The sequence below is a fragment of the Bacillus sp. FSL W7-1085 genome (genome assembly GCF_038595035.1).
Taxonomy (GTDB): domain Bacteria; phylum Bacillota; class Bacilli; order Bacillales; family Bacillaceae; genus Bacillus; species Bacillus altitudinis.
On the sequence record NZ_CP152000.1, the window covers coordinates 1,365,146 to 1,391,298 of the forward strand.

The 26,153-nt window shown below is 40.1% G+C and carries 29 protein-coding genes; 19 read left to right on the forward strand and 10 right to left on the reverse strand.

Annotated elements, in window-relative coordinates; all coding sequences use genetic code 11:
• Window positions 1-4: 4 nt before the first annotated feature.
• From MKY11_RS06925 to ade, 3 genes are all read left to right on the forward strand, one after another.
• Entirely contained in the window at window positions 5-847 is an 843-nt protein-coding gene (locus MKY11_RS06925; RefSeq protein WP_047946864.1) for a gamma-glutamylcyclotransferase family protein, read from the forward strand.
• A gap of 37 nt (window positions 848-884) precedes the next feature.
• Window positions 885-1,553 carry a TrkA family potassium uptake protein gene (locus MKY11_RS06930; protein WP_008345123.1) on the forward strand — a complete coding sequence of 223 codons (669 nt, stop codon included), beginning with the start codon at window positions 885-887 and terminating at the stop codon, window positions 1,551-1,553.
• A gap of 263 nt (window positions 1,554-1,816) precedes the next feature.
• Entirely contained in the window at window positions 1,817-3,547 is a 1,731-nt protein-coding gene (gene ade, locus MKY11_RS06935) for an adenine deaminase (RefSeq protein ID WP_259254152.1), read from the forward strand.
• Between the two features lie 99 nt (window positions 3,548-3,646).
• Here the strand turns inward: ade and rnjA are convergent, their stop codons facing one another.
• Entirely contained in the window at window positions 3,647-5,314 is a 1,668-nt protein-coding gene (rnjA, locus tag MKY11_RS06940; RefSeq protein WP_012009818.1) for a ribonuclease J1, read from the reverse strand.
• A 5-nt stretch (window positions 5,315-5,319) separates the two neighbouring features.
• Window positions 5,320-5,529: a DNA-directed RNA polymerase subunit epsilon gene (locus tag MKY11_RS06945; RefSeq protein ID WP_008345114.1), complete on the reverse strand. Its 210-nt coding sequence runs from the start codon at window positions 5,527-5,529 to the stop codon at window positions 5,320-5,322.
• A 394-nt stretch (window positions 5,530-5,923) separates the two neighbouring features.
• On the opposite strand from MKY11_RS06945, the gene MKY11_RS06950 reads away from it, so the two are divergent.
• Entirely contained in the window at window positions 5,924-6,703 is a 780-nt protein-coding gene (locus tag MKY11_RS06950; protein WP_024719544.1) for a Cof-type HAD-IIB family hydrolase, read from the forward strand.
• Between the two features lie 38 nt (window positions 6,704-6,741).
• Here the strand turns inward: MKY11_RS06950 and def are convergent, their stop codons facing one another.
• Entirely contained in the window at window positions 6,742-7,299 is a 558-nt protein-coding gene (def, locus tag MKY11_RS06955) for a peptide deformylase (RefSeq protein WP_008345111.1), read from the reverse strand.
• Between the two features lie 112 nt (window positions 7,300-7,411).
• A complete protein-coding gene (locus tag MKY11_RS06960) occupies window positions 7,412-7,591 on the reverse strand; it encodes a YjcZ family sporulation protein (protein ID WP_026050085.1) in 180 nt (59 codons plus the stop codon).
• A gap of 235 nt (window positions 7,592-7,826) precedes the next feature.
• On the opposite strand from MKY11_RS06960, the gene MKY11_RS06965 reads away from it, so the two are divergent.
• The 5 genes from MKY11_RS06965 to lpdA all read left to right on the forward strand — a co-directional run bounded on the left by MKY11_RS06965 (window position 7,827) and on the right by lpdA (window position 14,028).
• A complete protein-coding gene (locus MKY11_RS06965) occupies window positions 7,827-8,495 on the forward strand; it encodes a YkyA family protein (protein ID WP_046343450.1) in 669 nt (222 codons plus the stop codon).
• Window positions 8,496-9,062: 567 nt separating this feature from the next.
• Window positions 9,063-10,178: a pyruvate dehydrogenase (acetyl-transferring) E1 component subunit alpha gene (gene pdhA, locus MKY11_RS06970; RefSeq protein ID WP_007498599.1), complete on the forward strand. Its 1,116-nt coding sequence runs from the start codon at window positions 9,063-9,065 to the stop codon at window positions 10,176-10,178.
• A gap of 3 nt (window positions 10,179-10,181) precedes the next feature.
• Window positions 10,182-11,159 carry a pyruvate dehydrogenase complex E1 component subunit beta gene (gene pdhB, locus MKY11_RS06975; RefSeq protein WP_007498597.1) on the forward strand — a complete coding sequence of 326 codons (978 nt, stop codon included), beginning with the start codon at window positions 10,182-10,184 and terminating at the stop codon, window positions 11,157-11,159.
• 108 nt (window positions 11,160-11,267) lie between these two features.
• Window positions 11,268-12,611, forward strand: coding sequence for a dihydrolipoamide acetyltransferase family protein (locus MKY11_RS06980; RefSeq protein WP_008345100.1), 1,344 nt, complete (start codon window positions 11,268-11,270; stop codon window positions 12,609-12,611).
• A 4-nt stretch (window positions 12,612-12,615) separates the two neighbouring features.
• A complete protein-coding gene (gene lpdA / locus MKY11_RS06985) occupies window positions 12,616-14,028 on the forward strand; it encodes a dihydrolipoyl dehydrogenase (protein WP_003211097.1) in 1,413 nt (470 codons plus the stop codon).
• Between the two features lie 125 nt (window positions 14,029-14,153).
• Here lpdA and MKY11_RS06990 read toward each other — a convergent pair whose 3' ends face one another.
• Window positions 14,154-14,534, reverse strand: a complete 381-nt coding sequence (locus MKY11_RS06990; RefSeq protein WP_223255627.1) for a hypothetical protein — start codon at window positions 14,532-14,534, stop codon at window positions 14,154-14,156.
• 316 nt (window positions 14,535-14,850) lie between these two features.
• Here MKY11_RS06990 and MKY11_RS06995 point away from each other — a divergent pair, with 316 nt between their 5' ends.
• On the forward strand, window positions 14,851-14,970 hold the full coding sequence (locus MKY11_RS06995) for a GapA-binding peptide SR1P (RefSeq protein ID WP_003212464.1): 120 nt from the start codon (window positions 14,851-14,853) through the stop codon (window positions 14,968-14,970).
• A gap of 43 nt (window positions 14,971-15,013) precedes the next feature.
• Here the strand turns inward: MKY11_RS06995 and MKY11_RS07000 are convergent, their stop codons facing one another.
• A complete protein-coding gene (locus tag MKY11_RS07000) occupies window positions 15,014-16,486 on the reverse strand; it encodes an aminotransferase class I/II-fold pyridoxal phosphate-dependent enzyme (protein ID WP_144678851.1) in 1,473 nt (490 codons plus the stop codon).
• Between the two features lie 190 nt (window positions 16,487-16,676).
• Here MKY11_RS07000 and MKY11_RS07005 point away from each other — a divergent pair, with 190 nt between their 5' ends.
• A complete protein-coding gene (locus MKY11_RS07005) occupies window positions 16,677-16,946 on the forward strand; it encodes a UPF0223 family protein (protein WP_008345089.1) in 270 nt (89 codons plus the stop codon).
• 226 nt (window positions 16,947-17,172) lie between these two features.
• Here MKY11_RS07005 and MKY11_RS07010 read toward each other — a convergent pair whose 3' ends face one another.
• Entirely contained in the window at window positions 17,173-17,808 is a 636-nt protein-coding gene (locus MKY11_RS07010) for a DUF1054 domain-containing protein (RefSeq protein WP_024720286.1), read from the reverse strand.
• A 287-nt stretch (window positions 17,809-18,095) separates the two neighbouring features.
• Here MKY11_RS07010 and MKY11_RS07015 point away from each other — a divergent pair, with 287 nt between their 5' ends.
• From MKY11_RS07015 to MKY11_RS07040, 6 genes are all read left to right on the forward strand, one after another.
• Window positions 18,096-18,284 (forward strand): hypothetical protein, encoded by a 189-nt coding sequence (locus MKY11_RS07015; RefSeq protein WP_008345085.1) that lies wholly within the window; start codon window positions 18,096-18,098, stop codon window positions 18,282-18,284.
• A gap of 133 nt (window positions 18,285-18,417) precedes the next feature.
• Window positions 18,418-19,224 carry an inositol monophosphatase family protein gene (locus MKY11_RS07020; RefSeq protein WP_342501967.1) on the forward strand — a complete coding sequence of 269 codons (807 nt, stop codon included), beginning with the start codon at window positions 18,418-18,420 and terminating at the stop codon, window positions 19,222-19,224.
• 183 nt (window positions 19,225-19,407) lie between these two features.
• Entirely contained in the window at window positions 19,408-21,261 is a 1,854-nt protein-coding gene (locus tag MKY11_RS07025; RefSeq protein ID WP_342501968.1) for a hypothetical protein, read from the forward strand.
• Window positions 21,251-21,514: a hypothetical protein gene (locus MKY11_RS07030; RefSeq protein ID WP_058337388.1), complete on the forward strand. Its 264-nt coding sequence runs from the start codon at window positions 21,251-21,253 to the stop codon at window positions 21,512-21,514. Before MKY11_RS07025 ends, MKY11_RS07030 begins: the two co-directional genes overlap by 11 nt.
• A complete protein-coding gene (locus MKY11_RS07035; protein WP_072367728.1) occupies window positions 21,514-22,032 on the forward strand; it encodes a sigma-70 family RNA polymerase sigma factor in 519 nt (172 codons plus the stop codon). Before MKY11_RS07030 ends, MKY11_RS07035 begins: the two co-directional genes overlap by 1 nt.
• On the forward strand, window positions 22,029-22,322 hold the full coding sequence (locus tag MKY11_RS07040; protein WP_135008946.1) for a zf-HC2 domain-containing protein: 294 nt from the start codon (window positions 22,029-22,031) through the stop codon (window positions 22,320-22,322). Before MKY11_RS07035 ends, MKY11_RS07040 begins: the two co-directional genes overlap by 4 nt.
• Before the next feature lie 44 nt (window positions 22,323-22,366).
• Here the strand turns inward: MKY11_RS07040 and MKY11_RS07045 are convergent, their stop codons facing one another.
• Window positions 22,367-23,002, reverse strand: coding sequence for a hypothetical protein (locus tag MKY11_RS07045; RefSeq protein ID WP_047946848.1), 636 nt, complete (start codon window positions 23,000-23,002; stop codon window positions 22,367-22,369).
• A 273-nt stretch (window positions 23,003-23,275) separates the two neighbouring features.
• Window positions 23,276-23,455 carry a DUF5325 family protein gene (locus tag MKY11_RS07050; RefSeq protein ID WP_003211596.1) on the reverse strand — a complete coding sequence of 60 codons (180 nt, stop codon included), beginning with the start codon at window positions 23,453-23,455 and terminating at the stop codon, window positions 23,276-23,278.
• Between the two features lie 113 nt (window positions 23,456-23,568).
• Here MKY11_RS07050 and typA point away from each other — a divergent pair, with 113 nt between their 5' ends.
• Both typA and MKY11_RS07060 read left to right on the forward strand, forming a co-directional pair.
• Window positions 23,569-25,407 (forward strand): translational GTPase TypA, encoded by a 1,839-nt coding sequence (gene typA, locus MKY11_RS07055; RefSeq protein WP_012009833.1) that lies wholly within the window; start codon window positions 23,569-23,571, stop codon window positions 25,405-25,407.
• A 54-nt stretch (window positions 25,408-25,461) separates the two neighbouring features.
• Complete coding sequence (locus tag MKY11_RS07060) at window positions 25,462-25,785, forward strand: YlaH-like family protein (RefSeq protein WP_007499841.1); 324 nt, start codon at window positions 25,462-25,464, stop codon at window positions 25,783-25,785.
• Between the two features lie 29 nt (window positions 25,786-25,814).
• Here MKY11_RS07060 and MKY11_RS07065 read toward each other — a convergent pair whose 3' ends face one another.
• Complete coding sequence (locus MKY11_RS07065) at window positions 25,815-26,045, reverse strand: YlaI family protein (protein ID WP_008345063.1); 231 nt, start codon at window positions 26,043-26,045, stop codon at window positions 25,815-25,817.
• Window positions 26,046-26,153: the final 108 nt, after the last annotated feature.

Below are 26,153 nucleotides of genomic sequence, written 5' to 3' on the forward strand. Positions count from 1 at the left end.
TGTGATGACGAAAGAGACAAAGACGTTATTTGTGTATGGGACACTTTTAAAGCACGAAAAGTATCACGAGACATTGATGAAAGAAAGCAGTCCATTAGCAGCATCTGCTTGGATAAAAGGGAGACTGTACGATACAGGTGAGGGTTACCCTGTGTGTGTTGTCTCGGAACAAAACACAGTATATGGAGAATTGTATGAGGTCAGTGATGAAACGCTGCATAAGATAGATGAGCTAGAGGAAGGGTATGACCAGCAGGAAATAGAGGTTATGACAGACCAGGGGCCAAGGTCAGCCGTTGCTTATACAATATGTAAGCAGAAGGCATCGAGCCTGAAGGAGATTGAAAGCGGCTGCTGGAAGTCATATCAACTATGGGAGCGCAAACCGTCTTCCTTCTATTATTTTGCCTATGGGTCCTGTATGGATGATGCAAGGTTTAAGCTTGCGAAAGTGGAACATTATTTCAAACAAATCATCGGCGGCGGCACACTTGATCGTTTTACCACAAGGTTTACATTGGTGCGCCCTGATGGATCAAGAGCAGATATGGTAGAAGACGGCGGAGAAACAGAGGGTGTTCTATATGAAGTACCTTTTGATGCCATTCGTTATTTGTACAAACGAGAAGGTGTAAATGAAGGGACTTATCGCCCAGCATTTGTCGATGTCACAGTAGGTGATCAAGTGTATGAGGACTGCTTAACGTTTCTCGTTTTAAAAAAGAGCGAAGAAATTGCGCCTCCTGGTCATTATCGCAGTGAAATCGAAAAAGGAGCAGACCTTTACTTAAGTGAAGCGTTCCGTAAAAAAATACGGTCGCATATGGATTCATTAATGAAACCGTAGTAAAATGCATGGTAAGTGATATAAAAGGAGTCTGAACATGAAAAAGGAATATGCAGTCATTGGTCTTGGACGCTTCGGCGGAAGTATCTGCAAGGCGCTAAGCGAAGAAGGACTTGAAGTCATGGCCATGGATATGAATGAAGATCGTGTGAACGAATATGCTAAAATTGCATCACATGCCGTGATTGGTGATTCGACGGACGAATCTGTCCTAAAAAACCTAGGCATCCGCAATTTTGATCATGTGATCGTGGCGATAGGTGAAAACATTCAGGCGAGTATTTTAACAACGATTATGCTGAAAGAACTTGGTGTCAAAATGGTCACAGTGAAAGCTCAAAATGACTACCATGAAAAGGTTTTGAATAAAATTGGTGCGGACCGTATTGTCCATCCTGAACGAGACATGGGCAGGCGGATTGCACATAAAATTATTTCTAACAACGTGCTTGATTATTTAGAGCTGTCAGATGAGTACAGCCTCATTGAAATCGTCGCCAACAGCAGACTTGCTGGGCACTCTTTGTTAGATCTCGACATTCGTGCAAGGTACGGGATCAATATCGTGGCAATTAAACGCGGGAAAGAAGTGATCGTTTCACCGCTCGCAGATGAAATGATTCAAAAAGAAGATATCCTCATTGTCATTGGGGCAGTGGCAGATATCGGGCGCTTTGAAAAACGGGAAATGCAGAACGACTATTAAACACTCCGAGAAGGGGTGTTTTTTTGCTTTAGAAGTGTACATATGGGGCGGACATTGTGGGAGAGAACAAAGTGGAAAAGAGCCGTTTACTTTCTAAAAGAACAGCAAAATAGAACATGGTTATTTTTCAGCCAATTATCACTATTCAGAAATAAAAATCAATCTTTTGATATGGTTGATTTTCTCTAAATGTCATTGACTGGGCAAACAGATTCGTTTACGATAAGAAACATTATATTGTTTACTCGGAGGAGGCAGTGTCGTTGGATAAGGAGCTTTTCAGACATCAAATTGAGGTAGCTGCAAAGAGAAAAAAAGCAGCCCTAGTGATTAAACATGCGAAGGTTATGGACGTGTTTAACCAGGAATGGATAGACGCTGATGTCGCTGTTGAAAATGGAAAAATAGTAGGAATTGGGGAGTATGAAGGAGAACAGGAGCTGGATGCAACAGGTCAAATGCTTGTTCCTGGTTTCATTGACGGCCACGTTCATATCGAATCCTCGATGGTGACTCCTGCTGAATTTTCCAAAGCTGTCGTTCCTCACGGTGTGACAACTGTTGTAACAGACCCGCATGAAATTGCCAATGTATCCGGTGTTGCAGGTATCCGTTTTATGCTCGAAGAAGCGAGAAAAGCTGCTTTAAATATATATTTCATGCTGCCATCCTGTGTACCGGCAGTCAGCTTTGAACGATCAGGTGCTACACTAAAAGCAAAAGATTTAAAGCCTCTTTATCAGGAAAAAGAAGTGCTTGGTCTTGCCGAAGTGATGGATTATGTCGCGGTGGAACAAGCGGAAGAAGATATGCTTCAAAAACTGCTTGATGCTCAACATGAACATAAACTCATTGATGGCCATCTAGCAGGATTAACGGACCGATTAATTAATGTGTACCGAACAGCTAATGTCCAAACGGATCATGAGGTGACAACAGCTCAAGAGGCCCTTGAACGTGTCAAAAGAGGCATGTATGTCATGCTGAGAGAAGGCTCTGTTGCTAAAAACGTGAAAAACGTATTGCCTGCTGTCAATGAGAAGAATGCGAGACGCTTTTTCTTTTGTACGGATGATAAACATTTAGATGATTTAATGGCTCAAGGAAGTATTGATGAACAAGTACGGATGTCGATACAAGAAGGATTGGACCCCTTTTTAGCATATCAAATGGGAAGTTTAAACGCAGCGGAGTGCTTCGGTCTCAAAACAAAGGGAGCAATTGCACCAGGCTTTGACGCGGACTTTATGCTCATTTCTGACTTACATGAGGTAGGAATTACAAGCGTCTTTATCGCAGGAGAATTGGTCTCTGAACATGGAGAATATTTGCCAAGTGTCGACAAGATCACGCCAAATTCTTCGCTCATGCAATCGGTACATGCAGTGGACGTTCAAGAGAAAGATCTAACGCTGCCTATAACAGATCACCAAAAGATGAATGTCATTCGCATTATACCGAATCAGCTTGAAACGAAATTAGAACAAATATCTCCTTCTGGAAGCGATGGACAATTTACGAGTGATATTGATCGAGATGTATTAAAAATAGTACTTGTCGAACGCCATAAAGGTCTATCTGAAATTGGGATAGGGGTCGTCAGCGGTTTCGGCTTAAAAGAGGGGGCGATTGCAACAACAGTTGCCCATGACTCGCATAACTTAATTGCTGTTGGAACAAATGATGCTGATATGATCAAAGCCATTGAGACGTTAAAAGAAGCAGGGGGCGGTTTGACAGTTGTAAAAGACGGAGAAGTTCTTCATACGCTTCCATTACCGATTTCCGGTTTATTATCAGATCAACCTGCACATACGGTCAATGAAAGCCTTCATGCACTCCATGATGCTTTAAAGGAAACAGGCTTTGCCTTAGACTTTAATCCGTTTTTGACATTATCCTTCTTGGCACTGCCAGTCATTCCTGATGTGAAAATGACAACACAAGGATTGTTTGATGTGAGAAGTTTTCAGCATCTCCCGATTCAATCGTAAAACAATGACTGAACCCGCACGTATCGTACAGATATGCGGGTTTTTTTATTACGCATAAAAAAGAGACACAGCCAATTGGCTGTGTCTCCTTGTACGTCATTACACTTCCATAATAATCGGTAAGATCATTGGGCGGCGTCTTGTTTTTTCATAAAGGAAAGGAGCAAGAGTGTCAGTAATCTCGTTCTTAATTTCTGACCATTGAGTCGTCTTACGTTCCATTACTTTTTCAAGATGCTTTGAAATGAGATCTTGTGCGTCGTTGATGAGGTCGCCAGATTCTCTCATGTAGACAAAGCCTCTTGAGATTAAATCAGGACCTGCAGAAATTTTGAATTCTTTCATATCCATGCTGACAACAACAATGACAAGACCTTCTTCTGAAAGAATGCGGCGGTCTCTTAACACGATGTTGCCGATATCACCAATACCGCTACCGTCGATATACACGTTGCCTGATGGAATTTTGCCAGCGACACTTGCTTCGTCACCTTTCAGTGCAAGAACTTCACCGTTATCCATGATAAAGCAGTTTTCCTCAGGGATTCCGCAATCATTCGCAAGTTTAATATGCGTTTTTTGCATGCGGTACTCACCGTGAATCGGCATGAAGAATTTTGGTTTAATTAAACGGAGCATCAGCTTTTGTTCTTCCTGCCCGCCGTGTCCAGAGGTATGAATATTATTGAGTGAGCCATGAATGACTTCAGCACCAGCACGATAAAGCTGGTTAATGGTACGGCTTACGCTAATATTGTTACCTGGGATCGGTGAAGACGAGAAGACAACAGTGTCTCCAGGGTTAATTGAAATCTGGCGGTGCGTACCGTTGGCAATACGAGAAAGAGCGGCCATCGGTTCGCCCTGACTACCAGTACAAAGAATGGTTACTTTGTTTGCTGGAAGGCGGTTGATTTCATTGTGTTCAATGAATGTGTTTTTTGGACATTTAATGTAGCCAAGATCTTGTCCAATATCAATAGCAGACTCCATACTTCGTCCAAACACCGCAACTTTTCGACCGTTGGCAACAGCGGACTCGATCACTTGCTGAAGTCTGTGAATGTTAGATGCAAATGTAGCAAAGATAATACGTCCATCTACTTTTCTAAAGATGTCATCAATGCTTTCACCTACACGTCTCTCGGACATCGTAAATTCTGGAATTTCACTATTTGTACTGTCAGATAGAAGACAAAGAACGCCTTCTTTCCCGATCTCAGCCATTTTCGTTAAATTGGCAGGCTCGCCAACAGGAGTAAAGTCAAACTTGAAATCGCCTGTATGTACGATGTTACCAGGAGGTGTCTTCACGACAATTCCATAAGAATCTGGGATACTGTGTGTCGTTCTAAAGAAAGATACAGCTGTTTTTCTAAATTTGATCGTATCTTCTTCTTCAAAGATGTGAAGTTTGGTCTGTCTTAATAGACCATGCTCTTCCAATTTGTTACGAAGGAGGCCGATTGCGAGTTTGCCTCCGTAAACTGGAATATTCACTTGCTTGAGAAGGTAAGGGATACCGCCGATGTGGTCTTCATGTCCGTGAGTAATAAAAAGACCTTTGATTTTATCTTCGTTTTTAACTAAATACGTATAGTCAGGGATGACGTAATCAATTCCAAGAAGTTCATCTTCAGGGAACTTAATACCAGCATCAATCAAAATGATTTCATCTTGAAATTGAACGCCATACGTGTTTTTACCGATCTCGCCTAATCCGCCGAGCGCAAAAACTGCCGCCTGATCGTTTTTTACAAATTTCATTCCTCTCATAGCTCCAATACTTTAAAATTTTCACTTTCTCGTTCATAGTCTAAAAAAGCACCGTCTACAGGCTGAATGAATTCAATATTGTAGTTATGTTTTTTCAACTTATCGCGTACGTCTCTTTCAGAAACCGCTTCAACGTATAGTGAATCTGTGTGTTCTCTTACAGGTACCTCAGTCGTACTTGCCTGAAAAAATACCTTATATATCATCCAAATCTCTCCTTAAATACCGTATGTTACACTCGCTTATTCTATTATATTAAAAAAACGCGCATAAGAAAAGTCTCAGAGAAAAAAGGACCTTCAGCAAATGTGCGGAAGATCCTTTTAAGCAATCGATTTTTTACGAAGCATGTCCTTCCATTGTCTTCGAATTTTCTTGCGCAGACGACGAAGCATCGCGGATCGCCTCCTTTCGGTATGAGTCTCATTCAGCCATTTGTTCCGTTCTCTCTATATACTTGTATTATATGATGTTTCCACTTAATGTTACATGGTTATATGTGGGAAATGGGCGTTTTAAGAGGAAGTGGTTTCGTCAGTGAAGATCTTTCTGTATGATGAAGGGGAGAGGGTATACATAACAAGAGACAGGAGACGAGATATGAATAAAAAAGTCATCTTCTTTGATATCGACGGTACTTTATATGACCATGATAAAAAAATACCTGAATCAACGAAGCGAGCTGTTCGTTTATTAAAAGAAAAAGGGCATCATCTCTTCATTGCATCTGGCCGATCGCCTTTTCTCATCCAGCCTATTTTAGAAGAAATAGGGCTTGACTCATTTATTGCTTATAACGGTCAGTATGTCATGTACGAAGGAGAAGTCATTTACGGCAATCCACTTAAGCAAGAGCTGATGGATAAAATTTATGAAACAGCGGATCAACATGATCATCCGCTTGTTTTCATGGGAGAGAAGACGATGAAGGCGTCTGTGCCGAACCATCCATTTATTCATGAAGGGATTGGCACTTTAAAAACAGAGCATCCCGAGCATGATTTGTCATTCTTTAAAGAAAACGTCATTTATCAAATGCTGCTATTTTGTAAAGCAGAAGAGGAACATCTCTATGAAGCGTTCCGTGAAGAAATTGATCTCGTCAGGTGGCATGAGCTATCTACTGATGTCCTGCCAAAAGGTGGATCAAAGGCTGAAGGAATTAAACGAGTCATTGAAAGACTTCCGTACGATCAAAAGGACACAATTGCCTTCGGTGACGGGCTGAACGATCGAGAAATGATTTCGTTTGTTGGAACAGGCGTTGCGATGGGGAATGCAGTCAATGAATTAAAAACATTAGCTGACTTTGTCACCAAACCTGTAGATGAGGATGGCATATTCCACGCTGTGACTGAATTAGGCCTTATTGATGAATAAAAAACAAGACCCGCTGATGGACGGGTCTTGTTTTTATATTATGATCTGCCGATCGCAACCGCGTTGTCTGGCTCGGCGAATGGATGATCTTTTTGAATATGATCATAAAACATAATGCCATTTAAGTGGTCAATTTCATGCTGAAAAACGATGGCCGGAAACCCTTTTAGGCGAATATCAATGTCTTCACCTTCAAGCGTTGTACCTTTCACCCTGATTTTTTCATAGCGCGGGACGAATCCAGGGATGGCTTCATCAACAGATAAACAGCCTTCTCCAGTAGCTAAATAAGCTCTTTTGACTGAATGGCTAACAATGCGAGGATTGAATAATGCATAGCTGTAAAGTTCTCCGCCCTCGTCTTCACAGTGAACAGCGATCATTCGTTTACTGATATTGATTTGCGGAGCTGCTAGGCCAACACCGGGTCTAAGTTCATATTTTTCAGCAATGTCTGCATCCTGACTGTTTTTGACAAATTCAATCATGTCAGCTAATTGCTGTTTTTCTTCTTCTGTTGGCGGGAGTTCGACCGCTTCAGCTGTTTGTCTTAAGACGGGATGCCCGTCTCGTACGATATCATCCATGGTAATCACAAAACTTCACTCCTATTTCCTTTGTATGTAAAGTATATAAAATGATACACAACATATGCAATGAAATAAAGAAGACCGGTCGTATGAGACCGGTCAGAGGCTTATTCAGCCATTAGCAGCAGCCACCGCCGCCTAAGAATGCTGCGCCAACAATGATCAATAGAATGAATAGGACGACGATTAAAGCGAATGTACGTCCACCACCGTAACCGCAACCGTATCCACCACCATAACTTGGATAGCAACAACCGCCGCCGTATCCATAACCGTAACCGCCGTATCCACCATACATACTTCCATGACTATAATTAGACATACTTTTGACCTCCTTTGGAAATACACTCGGCCTCTCATAAGTGAAGGCGAAGCGTGTAATATAAACTATGTATGAATGCACTATTTGTATAGTCATGAGCCTAGAGCATGAAAAAAATCTTCTTTCCCCTCAAAAAACCATCCTCTTTCCTTGTCACAACCGCCCTGAAAAATTATAGTGGTATGTGGAGATGTAAAGGGGGACCTTGTAATTGAAACAGATGAAAAGAAGAATAAAAGCAGGTGCAACTTTAGCGGGAATATGCACCCTCTTGCTTGCGGGCTGCGGAGGTCAAAATCCGCTTTATGAGATGCAAGATGCCATGACAAAAATGAGCGAAAAAGAAGCATCCTTTGAAAAAGAACAAGGCGCACTGCAAAGCTATGAAAAAAAAGAGCAGCAGTTGTATAAAAAAATGATTCAAACAACAAAAGACCACACAAAAACAGTCTCAAACTTGTCTGATCAAGCATTAGCATCGGCAGAAAAGCGTGAAGAACATTTAAAAACAGAAAAAGACAGCATGGATCAATCGAAAAAAGAATTTCAATCTGTAAAGGAATTCGCTGAACAGATAAAAGATGCGGAAGTAAAAGACAAAGCAGAACAAACAGTCAAATCAATTGAAAAAAGATACGCATCGTATGATCAGCTTTACCGTGAGTATCAAAAGGCGCTGAAACAAGACAAGCACTTGTATGAATCCTTAAAAAGAAAAGACTTAGGATACGCTGAGCTGAAATCCAAATTAAAGACAGTGAATCGTTCCTATAGTAAAGTTAGAAAAGAAAGCAAGAAGTTCAATCAATATACAGATCAATTGAACGAATATAAACAAGCTTTATACAAAACAGCTCAGAAAGAATCACAAAATAGCTAAAAACAGTACTTGCATATTTGCTAGCTCTGTTTATCGCTGCTACTCCCAAAGTGCCTGCGTGTCGTTACTCGTTTTTCCAAGATGTCAAACTGAAAAGAAGAGAAAGGGTTAAAATGAAGTTCATTTTGGCCCTTTGTCCATCACGATCAAAAGAGCTGGAAATAGCTCTTTTTTTATTTTTCGACAAAAACAAACATGTGCTATTGTAGTACAGTGATCCACTCTATACTAGTACAGTTTGTGCTGTTGATTAAACAGATTGATACAGGTCACCATAAAAAGTAAAGCGAATACATTTATTTAAATAAAGCCGTTAAATCAATTGACGGACTATTTTTCTTGTTGTAAACTATTCCTTGTTAACAGAAGTTGTATTAGTTTTTTGTGAACTATCGTTAATACAGTTAGAAAAACTCAAAAGCAAGCGATCATCCAATGTTTCGACAATGATCTTTGTGGCTATTATATACAGGAGTCATATGAGCATTTTGGGTTATCCTATATCTGTATGTATAAATGGATTCACGACAAATTGACTGTTAAAAGAAAGGAAGAGGTGACTTTAGAATGGCTGCAAAAACAAAAAAAGCAATTGTTGATAGCAAAAAGCAATTCGATGCCATCAAAAAGCAGTTTGAAACGTTCCAAATTTTAAACGAAAAAGGCGAAGTCGTAAACGAAGCGGCAATGCCAGATCTTTCAGATGACCAATTAAAAGAATTAATGCGCCGTATGGTGTTTACACGTGTATTAGATCAACGTTCAATTTCATTGAACCGTCAAGGACGTCTTGGCTTCTATGCGCCAACAGCTGGACAAGAAGCTTCTCAGCTTGCAACTCACTTTGCACTTGAGAAAGAAGATTTCATTCTTCCAGGATATCGTGATGTACCACAATTAATCTGGCATGGTCTTCCACTAACAAAAGCATTCTTGTTCTCTCGTGGACACTTTGTTGGAAACCAAATGCCTGAAGATGTGAATGCACTTTCTCCGCAAATCATTATCGGTGCACAAATCATTCAAGCTGCTGGTGTAGCTCTTGGTTTGAAAAAGCGCGGTAAAAATGCTGTTGCAATCACTTACACTGGTGATGGTGGAGCTTCACAAGGTGATTTCTACGAAGGTATTAACTTTGCAGGGGCTTACAAAGCGCCAGCGATTTTTGTTGTCCAAAACAACAGATATGCGATCTCTACACCTGTTGAAAAGCAATCTGCTGCACAAACGATTGCACAAAAAGCAGCTGCAGCTGGTATCGTAGGCGTACAAGTTGATGGTATGGATGCATTAGCTGTATACGCAGCGACTGCAGAAGCTCGTGAGCGTGCTGTAAATGGTGAAGGTCCAACATTAATTGAAACTCTTACATTCCGTTACGGCCCACATACAATGGCTGGTGACGATCCAACAAGATATCGTACAAAAGAAGATGAAAATGAGTGGGAGCAAAAAGATCCATTGGTACGCTACCGCAAATTCTTGGAAAACAAAGGCCTTTGGTCTGAAGAAGAAGAGAATAAAGTCATCGAAGATGCAAAAGAACAAATCAAACAAGCAATCAAAGAAGCTGACGAACAGCCTAAGCAGAAAGTCACTGATTTGATTGAAAACATGTACGATGTGAAACCATTTAACTTGGTTGAACAGCTTGAAATCTACAAACAGAAGGAGTCGAAGTAAGCCATGGCGCAAATGACATTGATTCAAGCGATCACTGATGCGTTACGCACAGAACTGAAAAATGACGAAAACGTTCTTGTTTTCGGAGAAGACGTTGGTAAAAACGGCGGCGTATTCCGTGCGACTGAAGGATTGCAAAAAGAGTTTGGTGAGGATCGTGTATTCGATACTCCACTTGCTGAATCTGGTATTGGCGGTCTTGCAATTGGCCTTGGACTACAAGAATTCCGCCCAGTAATGGAAATTCAATTCTTCGGATTCGTTTACGAAGTATTAGATTCTGTTTCTGGACAAATGGCTCGTATGCGTTACCGTTCTGGTGGACGCTGGCATTCTCCAGTGACAATCCGTTCTCCATTTGGCGGAGGAGTTCACACACCTGAGCTTCACGCTGATAGCTTAGAAGGTCTTATTGCACAACAGCCTGGTATCAAGGTTGTTATTCCTTCAACACCTTACGATGCAAAAGGACTATTAATTTCTGCAATCCGTGACAACGATCCGGTTGTATTCCTTGAGCATATGAAACTTTATCGTTCTTTCCGTCAGGAAGTTCCTGAAGAAGAGTACACAATTGAAATCGGTAAAGCTGACGTGAAACGTGAAGGTTCTGACCTTTCAATCATCACTTACGGTGCAATGGTTCACGAATCACTTAAAGCTGCTGAAGAACTTGAAAAAGAAGGCGTTTCTGCTGAGGTCGTTGACCTTCGTACAGTGAGCCCGCTTGATATTGAAACAATCATCGCTTCTGTTGAAAAAACAGGTCGTGCGATCGTTGTTCAAGAAGCACAAAAACAAGCTGGTATTGCAGCAAACGTAGTAGCTGAAATCAATGATAGAGCAATTCTTAGCCTAGAAGCACCAGTACTTCGTGTAGCTGCACCTGATACTGTATTTGCTTTCTCTCAAGCTGAGAGCGTATGGCTTCCAAACCATAAAGACGTGCTTGAAACAGCTAAGAAAGTTCTTGAATTTTAATTAAATGATAGAGGGGAAAAGAATTTATTTCTCTTCCCCTTTATCAATTACATGACCGTGTAATGTTGACAGAACAAGGGTTTAACATAATCTAGGAGGCGAAAAACAGTGGCATTTGAATTTAAACTTCCGGACATCGGAGAAGGTATCCACGAAGGTGAGATCGTTAAGTGGTTTGTAAAACCAAACGACGAAATCAATGAAGATGACGTTTTAGCAGAGGTACAAAATGATAAAGCAGTTGTAGAAATTCCTTCACCTGTTAAAGGAAAAGTATTAGAATTAAAAGTTGAAGAGGGAACAGTTGCAACTGTAGGACAAACAATCATTACGTTTGATGCACCTGGTTACGAAAATCTTCAATTTAAAGGCAGCGAAGAAGAAGGCGAAGCGAAAACTGAAGCTCAAGTACAAGGTACTGCTGAAGCTGGTAACGAGCCTGAAAAGAAAGAAGTTGCTCAAGAAGAAGCGGCAGCAGCAACTGGTGCTGGCGCACAAGAGCAAGTAGATGCTGATCCTAACAAACGCGTTATTGCTATGCCATCTGTACGTAAATATGCGCGTGAAAAAGGCGTTGAAATTTACAAAGTTGCAGGTACTGGTAAAAATGGCCGCGTGCTAAAAGAAGATATCGACAGCTTCCTTAATGGCGGTTCTGCAGCAACTCAAGAAGCAGCACCTCAAGCAGCTGAAAGTGCGAAAGAAGAAGCGGCTCCAAAAGCGGCAGCAGCTCCAGTTCTAGAAGGAGAATTCCCAGAAACTCGCGAGAAAATGAGCGGAATCCGCAAAGCGATCGCGAAAGCAATGGTGAACTCTAAGCACACAGCTCCTCACGTAACATTAATGGATGAAGTTGATGTAACAAACCTTGTTGCACATCGTAAACAATTCAAACAAGTTGCAGCTGATCAAGGAATCAAGTTAACTTACTTGCCTTACGTTGTAAAAGCTCTAACTTCTGCTTTGAAAAAGTACCCAGTACTTAACACTTCTATCGATGATAAAACAGATGAAGTTGTTCAAAAGCATTACTACAACATCGGAATTGCAGCTGATACTGAAAAAGGCTTGCTTGTTCCAGTTGTGAAAAATGCAGATCGCAAAGCGATTTTCGAAGTATCTAACGAAATCAACGAGCTTGCAACAAAAGCACGTGATGGTAAATTGGCTCCAGCTGAAATGAAGGGTGCATCTTGCACAATCACAAACATCGGTTCTGCTGGTGGACAATGGTTTACTCCAGTCATCAACCACCCAGAAGTAGCGATCCTTGGTATTGGCCGTATCGCTGAAAAAGCGGTTGTTCGTGATGGCGAAATCGTTGCAGCTCCAGTCTTAGCTCTTTCCCTAAGCTTTGACCACCGTATGATTGATGGAGCTACTGCGCAAAATGCCCTTAACCACATCAAGCGTTTATTGAATGATCCACAATTAATTTTAATGGAGGCGTAAATTCATGGTAGTAGGAGATTTCCCAATCGAAACAGATACTCTTGTCATCGGTGCAGGTCCTGGTGGATATGTAGCTGCTATTCGCGCTGCACAGCTAGGACAAAAAGTAACAATCGTTGAAAAAGGAACACTTGGCGGCGTATGTCTAAACGTCGGCTGTATCCCTTCAAAAGCATTGATCAATGCTGGACATCGTTTCGAGAATGCAAAGCATTCTGAAGACATGGGTATCAAAGCTGAAAACGTAACAGTTGATTTCACAAAAGTTCAAGAGTGGAAAGCTTCTGTTGTAAACAAATTAACAGGTGGAGTTCAAGGTCTTCTAAAAGGAAATAAAGTAGACATCGTCAAAGGTGAAGCTTATTTCGTAGACAGCAACTCTGTACGTGTCATGGATGAAAATTCAGCGCAGACTTATACATTTAAAAATGCAATTCTTGCAACTGGATCTCGTCCAATCGAATTGCCTACATTTAAATACACAGACCGCGTGATTAACTCAACTGGTGCTTTAGCGCTTAAAGAAGTACCTAAAAAGTTAGTTGTCATCGGTGGTGGATACATCGGTACTGAGCTTGGTACTGCTTATGCGAACTTTGGAACAGAAGTTGTCATCCTTGAAGGTGGAGACGAAATCCTTCCAGGTTTTGAAAAGCAAATGAGCTCATTAGTGAAACGTAACCTGAAGAAAAAAGGAAACGTTGAAATTCACACAAACGCTCTTGCAAAAGGCGTTGAAGAAAAATCTGACGGTGTCACTGTTACTTTCGAAGTAAAAGGTGAAGAAAAAACTGTCGATGCTGACTACGTACTTGTGACTGTTGGTCGTCGTCCAAACACAGATGAGCTTGGTCTTGAGCAAGTTGGTGTTGAATTGACAGACCGCGGAGTTGTCAAAACTGACAAACAATGCCGTACAAGCGTTTCAAACATCTATGCAATTGGTGACATCGTTGATGGACCACCACTTGCACACAAAGCTTCTTACGAAGGTAAAATTGCTGCTGAAGCAATCGCTGGAGAGCCAGCTGAAATTGATTACCTTGGTATTCCTGCTGTTGTATTCTCTGAGCCAGAACTTGCAACTGTTGGATACACTGAAGCAGAAGCAAAAGAAGAAGGAATCGACATCGTTGCAGCGAAATTCCCATTCGCAGCGAACGGACGTGCACTTTCTCTTGATGCAACTGATGGCTTCATGAAAATGATCACTCGTAAAGAGGATGGTCTTGTGATCGGTGCACAAATCGCAGGTGTTGGCGCTTCTGATATGATTTCAGAGCTTAGCCTTGCAATCGAAGCTGGTGTGACAGCTGAAGATATCGCAATGACAATTCACGCTCACCCAACTTTAGGTGAAATCACAATGGAAACGGCTGAAGTAGCAATCGGAAGCCCAATCCATATCGTAAAATAATGAACGTTGAAACCCTCTCCACATGGAGAGGGTTTTTTTATGTATGTGAAACGTCGCTGAAAAAGAAAAACCCTCATGAGCTGAGGGCTTTTTTCATATGGATATATAAGTGCAAAGTCGAATCGTTAATTTGTATTCACTCGATCTAATGCTTGGCATATAGGTGATAAGATATCCTCTTTACTTCGGACATTACCTTCCACCTTCACAATGACCTTTTCATTATTGACAAGTAAAATAGCCGGCAGTTCGTCTACTTCATTTTTCCAGCCTTTACGATCTTCTTTGACAATCATCTTGGACATTTCCTTCGGATATTCATTTTTTAAATCGAGCACTGCGTCATAATAAGGACTTTCTTTATCAAGATTTTCTGCATCAGTAAAAAAGAGAATTCTCGGCTTTTGAATATGACTGACCTGGTCTGTCTGATTCGGTATGATATACGCAAATGAGCATGAACTAAGTACAAAGAGCATAGGGAATATAATGAGAAGGGTCCTCATAAAATTCAATCTATTCACCTCAAAATCCTTTGGGGTTGTACCAACATTTTTAGGAGCCAGTTCCCTGTTAGTCACTCTAGTGTATCACGTCCTTTTTGACAATTTTCGATTGTTACTCAATTGTTACAGAATTGATATGAAGCAAAATACATTTGAAACGTTTCCTCAATATGATGAGAAAAAAGCATATTTTTATAAAAAATGATTAAATGTGTCATACAATTAACCGTTGACAACTTAAATGTGACATCATATTATAGAGATATGAAATAGATTAAACGCTTTCAAACTTTGAGTAAAGAAAAGGGGAATGTACGTGGGTACAATTATTTGTCAAGATTGCAATGAAACCATTGATCAATTTGAAAATGAAAAAGTGACAACACTTTATGGAACATGTGGTCACTGTCATTGCTGTGATGAAGCCTCTGAATAAATAAAAAAGCATGCAGCTCCAATTGGGGCTGCATGTTTCTTTTTTATAAAATGGCTTTTTGTTCTTTAATGACACGAATCATATTTAGTGTGGAATCTTCAGGTCCTTGAACAGGAAGACCGATTTCGATATTTTTAAAGATATAGGAGATATTTTCTTCTGTAATGATTTCTCCTGGTATAAAAATAGGAATACCAGGCGGATAAACCATGACAAATTCTGCTATGATCCGGCCAGCCGCTTCTTTAAATGGAATGACTTCCGTTGTTGCGTAAAAAGCGTCACGCGGCGTCATCGCAAGCGAAGGGATCTCAGGCAGTAACACTTCTGTCACGGCTTGTTTGCCGCCTTGACGTGCAGAGGTGGCCGCAATTTCCTTCATAGCCGTTACAAGCGTATCGATCGTCTCATCACAATCGCCAGGCGTCACGATACATAAAATGTTGTATAGGTCAGAGAGCTCTACTTCAATTCGGTAGCTTTCTCTCAGCCATTTCTCCACATCATGGCCATTCAGTCCAAGGTCTTTAATGGAGATGATTAATTTTGTTGGGTCATAATCGTAAGTAGAAGGTGAACCGAGAATTTCTTGACCAATGCAAGTAATACCTTCAATTTCGTTTAAACGAGTTCTTGCTGATTCAGCTAATCGAATGGCTTCATCTGCAAGTGCCTTTCCTTCAGTCGCTAATCGCTTTCTAGCGACATCCAGGGAGGCTAAAAGCAAATAAGAAGTAGACGTAGTTGTCAGCATGCTTAAAATAGATTGTACTCGATCCTTTGAAACAAGCCCTTCTTTTATATTTAAAATCGAGCTTTGGGTGAGAGAGCCGCCAAGTTTATGCACACTTGTTGCTGCCATATCAGCTCCCGCCTGCATCGCAGACAATGGAAGCTCATCGTGAAAATGAATATGCACACCATGTGCCTCATCTACAAGAACAGGTACGTCATATGAATGAGCAATCTCTACAATGGTTTTTAAATCAGCTGAAATGCCAAAATACGTTGGGTTAATTACAAGCAGCCCTTTCGCATCTGGATGTTTAGTCAGCGCTCTTTTAGCTGACTCTGGCGTGATGCCATGAGAGATGCCAAGCTCTTTGTCAATTTCCGGGTGAATAAAAACAGGTACTGCACCAGAAAATACAATAGCAGACATAATCGACTTATGGACATTACGTGGAACAATAATTTTGTCTCCAGGGCCACAGACGGTCATCACCATTGTCATGATCGCACCGCTTGTTCCTTGTATAGAGAAAAACGTATGGTCTGCACCAAATGCTTCTGCTGCAAGCTCCTGTGCTTCTTTGATCATTCCTCGAGGCGAATGTAAATCATCAAGAGGTTCTATATTAATAAGGTCAATGCTTAATGCATTGTCTCCAATGAATGCTCTAAATTCAGGATCCATTCCGGCTCCTTTTTTATGGCCTGGAATGTGAAATTGGACTGGATTGGTTGAAGCGTGTTTTTTTAGTCCAGTGTATAAGGGTGTATCATGTTGTGACAATTGCTTTCCCACCTTCATCGAAATACCTGCTATTATTATCCCAATAACAGCAGATTTCATTGCATAAAACAAAAGAATTATATTATGAACTGATCGGAATGTAAAGCATAAAATCAATCGGATTCTGATCAAACAGATGCTATAATAAAAGTTCAAATAAGAAATGTGGATTAAAGTGAGGGACAAGTAAATGGAATATCAATATCCAATGGACGTCGACTGGACAACTGAAGAAAAGATGGCGGTCATTTCATTTTTTCAAGCCGTTGAAAAAGCCTATGAAACAGGAATTGCGAAACAAGCATTACTAGAGGCTTATAAACGATTTAAAGAAGTTGTACCATCAAAAGCAGAAGAAAAGACGCATTGTGCGGCGTTTGAAAAGGGAAGTGGGTATTCCCCTTATCGCACAGTAAAAAGTGCAAGAGAGGCTGAAGAAACAGCTATGATACGGATGTGAAAAACGAGCCAATATAGGCTCGTTTCAGCGTGTAGACAAACCCTCGCATTCGTTGTCAGTCCTGCGCGCTGGTGCTCACGAATGACAAATTCGCTCCGCTCCAGTGCTCATCCTTCCTAGACTGCAAAGGTTTTCTATCACGCTGAAAAGAAGACAAAGGGCTAAAATAAAGTTCATTTTAGCCCTTTGTCAACAATCTGAAACGAGCCAACATAGGCTCGTTTTTTTATACAGATTCTTTTTGTGTAAAGCGGTATAGATAAGTTACTGTGCGGAAGGCATCTTCAATTTTTGATAAGAATTCTTCATTATTCATTTGAACAACTTCTTCTCTAGGAAGCTGGATGCCGCAAAGGAGTTCGGCCTTTTTGACTGTTTGAACACGTTCAAATAGTGTTCTCAGCTGTTCAGCATCAAGTTCGCTGTGTCGGAGGACGTCCGGTTTCATATGATCCTTAGACCAAACAAAGTTTTGCGGTATTTTCTTTTGGATCGTGTTCAGCTCTTTTTCGAATAGTTGCCCATATTCACCTTTCACTGGAGATTCATAAATGAGCGCAAACCATACAAATACATGAGTTTTCCAAAGCCCAATTTGAAAATGAGGGAGCTTTTTATACCCACGCTTACTGTTAGCGAAAGCCACCCAAGTGTCATTTGGCGGGTTGACTGATCTTCTTGCATGTTTTGCCACGTGGACAAACATTTCGTCACCTGTAATAGAAGAAAGAAGCGGTGCAAAATGTTCACCAAGTGCTTCAAGCTTTGGACGGACTCTCTCTTTTAATACGGTCATACGTTCATCTAAACCGTCTACTGTGAATGTTTCAAAATCTTCATCTCTAAAACGCATTTCACTCATGTTATGCCTCCTGTATCTTTTCGCTGATCATATTTTATCATAGCTTGGGTCAAGCTCAAAAAAAGATGCACTTTAAAGAGAAAGATAGCAGGGATCTTGGTTCGGCGTTTAAAAACTTCGATTTTGTGGTACATAACAAATAGGTAAAAACACAATTTTCAGAATGTCGTTGCGGTTATGCGATCGCTTCATACGATATAAGCAAGAACCATTTCTCTTATCGATTGTATTTTTTATCAATGAAAACTGACAAGGAATGAATCATTCTCTGGAAGGGGCGTTGACCAGTGAAGCAAATCGTGAAGCATGGGTATAGACAAGAGAAGAAGAATCGCATCGCTGTGTGGAGATTAGAGGTTGATTATGAGCTTTCGACGCTTCATGAAGCCATCGAGCAAAAAGATGATATCCAGGTAGAACGCAGCAAACGAAAGCTTGAGCGCCTAAGAAAAGAATGGGAGCAGCTTCAAGGGTAAAACAAGGTGAGGTAAAAACGAACCAATTCATCGGTTCGTTTTTGTATGAAGCTGCTTTTTTCTTGCTTTTACGTACATAATATCAGTATGCTAATACAAATAGGTACTACATAGAAAAGAGGTTTACAGTCCGATGACAAACTGGGTGGAAATTGACCGACTTGCAAAGCTTTGGGTAAAAGAAGCGGGTAGCCGCATTAAAGCATCCATGCAGGAAGGTCTATCAATTGAAACAAAATCAAATCCAAATGATCTTGTCACAAACATCGATAAAGAAACAGAACGTTTCTTCATTGAAAAGATACAGTCGACATTTTCAGATCATCATATTTTAGGAGAAGAGGGCCAAGGGGAAGAAGTGACCTCTCTAGACGGGATAGTATGGATCATTGATCCAATTGATGGCACCATGAACTTTATCCATCAAAAACGAAATTTTGCCATTTCAATTGGGATTTTTGAACATGGTGTGGGGAAAATCGGCCTTATTTATGACGTCATCCATGACGAGCTCTATCATGCAGTCAAAGGAGAAGGGGCGTATATGAACGATACCTTACTCCCGCCTTTAAAAGATGTTGCCATTGAAAAAGCCATTGTCGGCATTAACCCAACATGGGCGATTGAAAGCCCCTATTTTGACGCTAAGCCGTTTGCCCGTCTCGTACGCGATGTGAGAGGAACACGAACGATTGGGTCAGCTGCACTTGAACTAGCTTATATTGCAAGCGGAAGAAGCGATGCATATGTCACGTTAAGGTTAGCGCCTTGGGATTATGCGGCTGGATGTGTGTTACTTGATGAAGTAGGCGCTGTTTACTCGAATATTCACGGAGAACGTTTGACGTTTCTAGAGAAAAATAGCATTGTTGCTGGAAATCGATCCGTCTGTGAAAAAATCTTGCATGATTACATAAAGGGAAGCGGAAATAAAAAATAAACAACATCACTTCATGAGAATGAAGTGATTTTTTGTATTTGATGAAACTTTTTGACAAGTCAAATGTCTATACGAGCGAGGCCTTAATTTGAAGTAAAGGATTGTGTAGCGATGTTTGATTTGTTTAGTGATTTATCCCTCCATTTTGAAAGGTTTTTTATTTTAAATGAGTACAGTATCCACATGATTCAATGGTGTGTGCTTGGACTATTTGTCCTTTTTATTACAATTCCCATATGGAAAGAAAAGAAGAGTAGTTATGTATTTTATGCTGGAATCGTATTAAGAGTAGTTCTGCTAGGGAGTATGACACTTGAGATGATCCACCAAGTGCTAGCTAGACAGTATACGATCGAAACATTTGAAGTGCTGACAGATTTCATGCAATTTCTCATCTATGGATATGTCTTGCTTGCATCACTTTTCTATGTGATTTCTCTTCCTTATTTAAAAAATAGGGGCATGTTTTTTGCATTTGATTTATCTGTGTTACTTCTGCCTTTATGTCAAACGGTATTTATTGTGTTAGTTGAAAGCAAAAAGTTCTTTCTCAGCGGTGATACGGAGCTAGTATGGAGAAATTTGATGACCATTGTGCTTATGATTGGCTTTGCCGCTTTGGTACTTCACCTATTCTTTCGTTTGTTTTGGCATCAGAAGTGGAAAGAATTGCTGTTTTTCTATGGCCTGATTTTCGCTGCGCTGCTGTATATTTTTTATCCTTCTATCTCGAAGCATGAGCTGCAATCTTCGTTTAAATCCATTGTGATTTTAGTAGCGGCCGCAGGAAGCTTTATGACATTACATTTGTTATGTGCGTTACTACAAAACAAGGTGAAGTTGAGACAGTGGGGTGCTTGGGGAATTGTCGTCTTTTTTATGCTAATGCTAAACCCGGTCCTAAATCTCCCACATATCATGTTTCAATTTACTAAAACGGAACTGACAGATACTTTCTCAGAAGAATATCGCCCTTTATCTGAAGCAAGTGCAAAAGCATTCGCTTCAAAGTTTGTACCAGCGGACACTACATTATATTCAACGACTATTAAACAGCCGATCTCTGATAACTACGTGTTTGCAGCCGATCAGTATGAAGTGAATGTTTCTGCGTTTACAGGTGAATTAAACAGCTATTTTTATCATGGTCGCGCAAAGGGTCAGCATTTGACCGATAAAGAATATAGGGAAAAAACCATTGAATTTTTTGAAAGAAGCGGCCGATCCGTTGATCTAGACCGCATTCATGTAGTGGTTGAAAAAGAAGACGGGGAGACAAGCGTTCTTCTTTTGCCAAAAATGTCTCAGAATAAAGATGAGAGCTTAGCGTTTGCCACCTGGAAAAAAGAGACGCTTCGACAAGCGCAATATGGGAACGCCATCTTTCAATTGAAGGATGTAGATGGGATCAATTTAACAAACAAAGAAATGAAAACGAAAATTAATCGTATTTATAAAAAGTTAAATTTACAGCCACCAGCTTACCAGATCACAGACGTTGATGCTTTTTATTTTGAATGGCAGCATGAAGTGGCGGTAAAGACAGCCGATCAATCTGAATTTCTGTTTAATGGTTCAACGAAAGAATTGCTCAAAATACAGCTATCAAAAGCGATTTTTCAACAGAAAAAAGGAAATATCAGTGACGAAGATTTGTTGGAATTGATAGGGGAACAGTCAAAAGACGTGAAGATAGAAACAGGAACTCGTGAACACAAACAATATACTTTTCACGGATCATCAAATTTACTTCATGTGACGAGAGATGCCGATGGAATTGAGTTGAATTGGCAATCAGACTCTTCTTTACCGCATACGGTATCGAATCAAGAACGTGATGAAGTCTATCAGCAAGTTCTCAAAAAGTATGAACCTTATGCCATCTATAAAAAACAAATCAAGCCGGTGAGAATGATCGACAAAGAGGGGAAAATGCGCATTTCGTGGTTTGTGATCATTCAAACCTTCGGATCGAATGAGCGGAAAATATATGAAGTAAATGGACGAACAAAAGAGGTGCAACGTTTTGACAGATAAAGAAAAACAAGCCATCTTTCAAGACTTATATGAATTGTATCAGGAAGGGGAGCTTGGAGAAGAGGCTTCTAACTGGATGAAGACGCATGAAAAGCAGTTTCAGCATTCTGTTAAGGGAAACGAGTTTGCTCCTGTCCACACTGAGGATCAGAGCGATTATCACGAATTAAAACGCATGAAGTGGTTTATTTCTTCGTTATACTTCTTTTTTATCGTTTTATCAATTTGGATGACTGTGTGGTTTTATTTTTGATGTCTAGACCGACCAATCAAATTGAAAAAATATATGAAGAATATTTTCAGGAAATCACCAAATATTTATATCGCAGAACGGGAAATGTCGAAACAGCCAAGGATCTTGCGCAGGATGTATTTATCAAGGCACTGCATGGATTATCCTCTTTTAAAGGACATTCAAGCATTAAAACATGGCTTTACACCATTGCTTATCATACATTTGTCAACGACTATCGCCGAAAAGTAAAACGAACTTTTACGGATGTAGAAAAAGCTGACTTTTTAGAGCAGCAGATATTCATGACACCTGAAGAGCATTTAGAAACTCAAACTGATATTCAAAGGCTGTGGAGCCATATCAATCAATTGAAGGATTCTTACCGAGAAGTCCTCATTTTAAGAGATATTCAGGAATTATCGTATGAAGAAGTAGCGGAAATTTTGAATTGGACTTTATCTAAAGTAAAGACAACCCTTCATCGAGCAAGATTAGAGCTGAAACGAAAGCTACATTGTGAGGAGTTCAACAAATGAACTGTTATTTGATTGAAGAACTATTACCACTTTATATAGAAGGGGACACGAGTGAAGAAACAAATCAATTAGTGAATGAGCACTTACGTTCATGCAAAAAATGCCTTCATCTATATGAAGAAATGAAAGAACCAGTGTCTATTGCAAAGTCAACAGAATTCATACCGTTCATAGATGAAAAAGAAGAAAAAAGAAAGTTTGAAATGCGCTACTATGGAAAACTGTTATTACGGGCAAGTATCGTATTTAGTATCGTCTATTTCATCATGCTCTTGATTTATTGGATATAAGAAAGAACCCCCATCTGGATGAACCGGATGGGGGTTTTTTGAGCTTAGTTCAATTTTTCTTTTGCAATTTGAACTGCATCATAGAATGTTTTTAATTGCTCTTGAGGAATTTTCTTAAGCAATTGGTTGACAACAAGTAATTCAGTAGAGCTGAATCCAAGACCTTTAGCGATTTTAGAATCAATTACAACGTTTCCTTTTTTGTCTAGAACAAGTGCATCACCAGCAAGATCAGCAATTTTGATCACTGATTTGAAAAGCTTTTCGAATTTAGTTGCTTCTTCTTTAGTAAGACCAAGTTCAACAGCTTTTTCTGCATCAAAAACTAATTTTCCTTTTTCGTTTTTAGTGATGCTTTCACTGAAAACGATTGTAAGAACAGCTGCGCGATCTAAGAATTTCTCAGCAGTCGCCGCTTCTTCTTCAGTAAGACCGAGCTCAACAGCTTTTTTCACATCAAATGTGTAGCTGTTGTCTTCCTCAACAAATGAATTGATGAGAATGCTGATAACACGCTCGTTTTTCTCCAATAAATCTTTAATAATTTGTTGCTGCTCAAAAGGAATCCCTTTGAAAGTTGCAGCGCTTGCTTGCCCAGGAGCTACTGTTGTGAAAGTAAAAATGATAGCTAAAGCGAAAAATACAACAGAGCTGAGCGATTTGCTCAAAAACTTCTTCATGCTTCTTTTCTCTCCCTTTTCTGTTAAATTTTGTTGCAAGAACAGCATACCATGAGAAACTTTGTGGAAGAATAGGAAAAATGTAACTTTGTGTTTGATTTTGGAGAACTATAAAAGTTCTTGTCGAAAAATGGAGGAGTTCAGATTGCTTAGATTTGCCAACACTATATGAAATTTTTAGTTGAATCATTAGTGTTACATAGGTGGTTGGTCTTGTTTTTACCCAAAATAAAAGCCTTCTACATGTAAAATGTAAAAGGCTTTTCATAAATTTTATGATTGTACGTTTAATTTTCGTTTTAATGTAAATCCTGTACCCATGAAAATCATGGCGAACACAATACTTAGACAAATACCCAGCACGTTTTTTTCTGCAAGAGTTACCCCAATAAACGCCATACTGACAACCGCAAGTAATGCACATAATAATAGAAGCCATTTGATTTGTTTCATTTGTCTCCATCCCTTTTTTTAGAGTTAATATAAGTTTACAGAAAAACGATCGGCATTTAAAGGGGATTGTGATATAATATGAAAGTTATCTAATTATTTTAGGAGATGAAAATGTGAAACTTCGAAAAGACCTTCGCAACATCGCAATTATTGCCCACGTTGACCATGGTAAAACGACGCTTGTTGACCAATTGCTCCATCAAGCTGGTACTTTCCGTGCGAATGAAAATATCGCTGAGAGAGCCATGGATTCAAATGATTTAGAGCGAGAGCGCGGTATTACGATCTTAGCTAAAAATACTGCGATCCATTATAAAGATACACGCATTAATATTTTAGATACACCAGGACACGCCGATTTCGGTGGTGAAGTTGAGCGTATCATGAAAATGGTAGATGGTGTACTTCTCGTTGTGGATGCATATGAAGGTTGTATGCCTCAAACACGATTCGTGCTAAAAAAAGCACTTGAGCAAAACTTAACACCAATTGTTGTTGTCAATAAAATTGACCGTGACTTTGCTCGTCCAGCTGAAGTAGTCGATGAAGTCATTGACTTGTTCATTGAATTGGATGCAACAGAAGAACAGCTTGAATTCCCAGTTGTATATGCATCAGCAATCAATGGTACAGCAAGTAACGATGCTAGTAAGCAAGATGAAAACATGGAATCGTTGTTTGAAGCGATTGTCAACCATATCCCATGCCCAGTCGACAACCATGAAGAGCCGCTTCAATTCCAAGTGGCGCTACTTGATTACAATGATTATGTTGGAAGAATTGGAATTGGCCGTGTATTTAGAGGAACGATGCAAGTAGGACAGCAAGTTGCTCTAATGAAAGTGGATGGCAGTGTAAAACAATTCCGCGTGACAAAGATTTTTGGTTTCCAAGGGTTAAAACGAGTGGAAATCAATGAAGCGAAAGCTGGAGATCTTGTTGCAGTATCTGGTATGGAAGACATCAACGTAGGAGAAACAGTCTGCCCGGTAGAACACCAAGAGGCATTGCCGATCCTTCGTATCGATGAGCCGACACTTCAAATGACATTTGTTGTGAATAACAGCCCATTTGCAGGACGTGAAGGAAAGTACGTGACATCACGTAAAATTGAAGAGCGTTTAGAACAGCAGCTTCAAACAGACGTAAGTCTTCGTGTAGATCCAACGGATTCACCTGATGCTTGGGTCGTATCAGGACGCGGTGAGCTTCACTTATCCATTCTGATTGAGAATATGAGACGTGAAGGATTTGAATTACAAGTATCGAAGCCAGAAGTTATTGTAAAAGAAGTTGACGGTGTTCGATGTGAGCCTGTTGAGCGCGTTCAAATTGATGTACCTGAAGAGCACACTGGCTCTATCATGGAATCAATGGGCGCAAGAAAAGGTGAAATGATTGACATGATCAATAATGGTAACGGTCAAGTTCGCCTGATCTTTACAGTGCCATCACGTGGTTTAATCGGATATACAACTGAATTTCTTTCATTAACTCGTGGTTTTGGTATTTTGAACCATACGTTTGACAGCTACCAGCCGATGCAGTCTGGTCAAGTTGGCGGACGCCGTCAAGGTGTACTTGTTTCAATGGAAACAGGTAAAGCAACTGCTTACGGAATCCAAGGCGTTGAAGAGCGCGGTGTGATTTTCGTTGAGCCGGGTGTTGAAGTATACCAAGGAATGATTGTTGGTGAGCATAACCGTGAAAACGATCTTGTTGTCAACGTGAGCCGTATGAAACAACAAACAAACGTACGTTCAGCGACGAAAGATCAAACGGTGAGCATGAAAAAACCACGTATTATGTCACTTGAGGAATCTCTTGAGTACTTAAATGAAGACGAATACTGTGAGGTTACACCGGAATCTATCCGTTTAAGAAAGAAAATTTTAGATAAAAACGAACGTGAGAAAGCAGCGAAGAAGAAAAAGCTAGCAGGATTATCTTAATTCCATGAAGAATTAAAAAGATAGAACCCTGAAAGATAAGGGGAGGGAATCTTTTTGAATGATCAGGAAGTAAGTGAGAATCTATCCTTTTTCGCGATGCTGTTTCGTGTCGATGAAAATCCGCAAACAGGGATGTGGCTCTTATATGGCACCATCCTTGTTTTAGCGATTATTGTTTTTAAACTCGGATTTGCTAGACGTTTACCGATTTTAAAAGCACTTGTCATTTATTTGTTTTTGATTTTTGGCTGCACGTTTCTCACATTTCTAGGTATCTTCTTGCCAGTCGCAGAAGGCCTGGTTGTGGCAGCTGTCATTTTGATTATTTATAAAATACGGCTGCATCGTGCGAAAAAAGAAGGAACAGTAAGTACGTAAAAAAGACCTGAACTTGTGTCAGGTCTTTTTTATGTCTTCTGTTCTTTTTTTCCTTTTTTCTTCTTTTTCTCTTTCGTCGCAGGATCTTGATAAAGAGAGAATCTGCCAGTTTTGATGCGTGCCTCTGTCTTTACTTTAATTCTTTCCTGGCAGTCATCGCACATATATGTATGAATCGGTCGATTTCTTAACCGCTTAGCAACAAGTGTATCATCATTAATGGTTTCAAGCTTTTCACATAATGAGCACTTCACTCTCATCATTTTCACCTCACTTTGGTCATGCCTTCATTATAGCATGTTTTTGAACCACTTAAAATCAGTATAAAAAGGCTTATATCACAAGAGATATAAGCCGCAGCGTGTAGA

Excerpts from the sequence above, each read along its gene's own strand:
- MKY11_RS06925 (WP_047946864.1), top strand. The coding sequence starts at position 5 with ATGACGAAAGAGACAAAGACGTTATTTGTGTATGGGACACTTTTAAAG.
- MKY11_RS06930 (WP_008345123.1), top strand. The coding sequence starts at position 885 with ATGAAAAAGGAATATGCAGTCATTGGTCTTGGACGCTTCGGCGGAAGT.
- rnjA (WP_012009818.1), bottom strand. The coding sequence starts at position 5,314 with ATGAAATTTGTAAAAAACGATCAGGCGGCAGTTTTTGCGCTCGGCGGA.
- MKY11_RS06945 (WP_008345114.1), bottom strand. The coding sequence starts at position 5,529 with ATGATATATAAGGTATTTTTTCAGGCAAGTACGACTGAGGTACCTGTA.
- MKY11_RS06950 (WP_024719544.1), top strand. The coding sequence starts at position 5,924 with ATGAATAAAAAAGTCATCTTCTTTGATATCGACGGTACTTTATATGAC.
- MKY11_RS06960 (WP_026050085.1), bottom strand. The coding sequence starts at position 7,591 with ATGTATGGTGGATACGGCGGTTACGGTTATGGATACGGCGGCGGTTGT.
- pdhA (WP_007498599.1), top strand. The coding sequence starts at position 9,063 with ATGGCTGCAAAAACAAAAAAAGCAATTGTTGATAGCAAAAAGCAATTC.
- pdhB (WP_007498597.1), top strand. The coding sequence starts at position 10,182 with ATGGCGCAAATGACATTGATTCAAGCGATCACTGATGCGTTACGCACA.
- lpdA (WP_003211097.1), top strand. The coding sequence starts at position 12,616 with ATGGTAGTAGGAGATTTCCCAATCGAAACAGATACTCTTGTCATCGGT.
- MKY11_RS06990 (WP_223255627.1), bottom strand. The coding sequence starts at position 14,534 with ATGAGGACCCTTCTCATTATATTCCCTATGCTCTTTGTACTTAGTTCA.
- MKY11_RS07005 (WP_008345089.1), top strand. The coding sequence starts at position 16,677 with ATGGAATATCAATATCCAATGGACGTCGACTGGACAACTGAAGAAAAG.
- MKY11_RS07010 (WP_024720286.1), bottom strand. The coding sequence starts at position 17,808 with ATGAGTGAAATGCGTTTTAGAGATGAAGATTTTGAAACATTCACAGTA.
- MKY11_RS07020 (WP_342501967.1), top strand. The coding sequence starts at position 18,418 with ATGACAAACTGGGTGGAAATTGACCGACTTGCAAAGCTTTGGGTAAAA.
- MKY11_RS07025 (WP_342501968.1), top strand. The coding sequence starts at position 19,408 with ATGATTCAATGGTGTGTGCTTGGACTATTTGTCCTTTTTATTACAATT.
- MKY11_RS07035 (WP_072367728.1), top strand. The coding sequence starts at position 21,514 with ATGTCTAGACCGACCAATCAAATTGAAAAAATATATGAAGAATATTTT.
- MKY11_RS07040 (WP_135008946.1), top strand. The coding sequence starts at position 22,029 with ATGAACTGTTATTTGATTGAAGAACTATTACCACTTTATATAGAAGGG.
- MKY11_RS07045 (WP_047946848.1), bottom strand. The coding sequence starts at position 23,002 with ATGAAGAAGTTTTTGAGCAAATCGCTCAGCTCTGTTGTATTTTTCGCT.
- MKY11_RS07050 (WP_003211596.1), bottom strand. The coding sequence starts at position 23,455 with ATGAAACAAATCAAATGGCTTCTATTATTATGTGCATTACTTGCGGTT.
- MKY11_RS07065 (WP_008345063.1), bottom strand. The coding sequence starts at position 26,045 with ATGAGAGTGAAGTGCTCATTATGTGAAAAGCTTGAAACCATTAATGAT.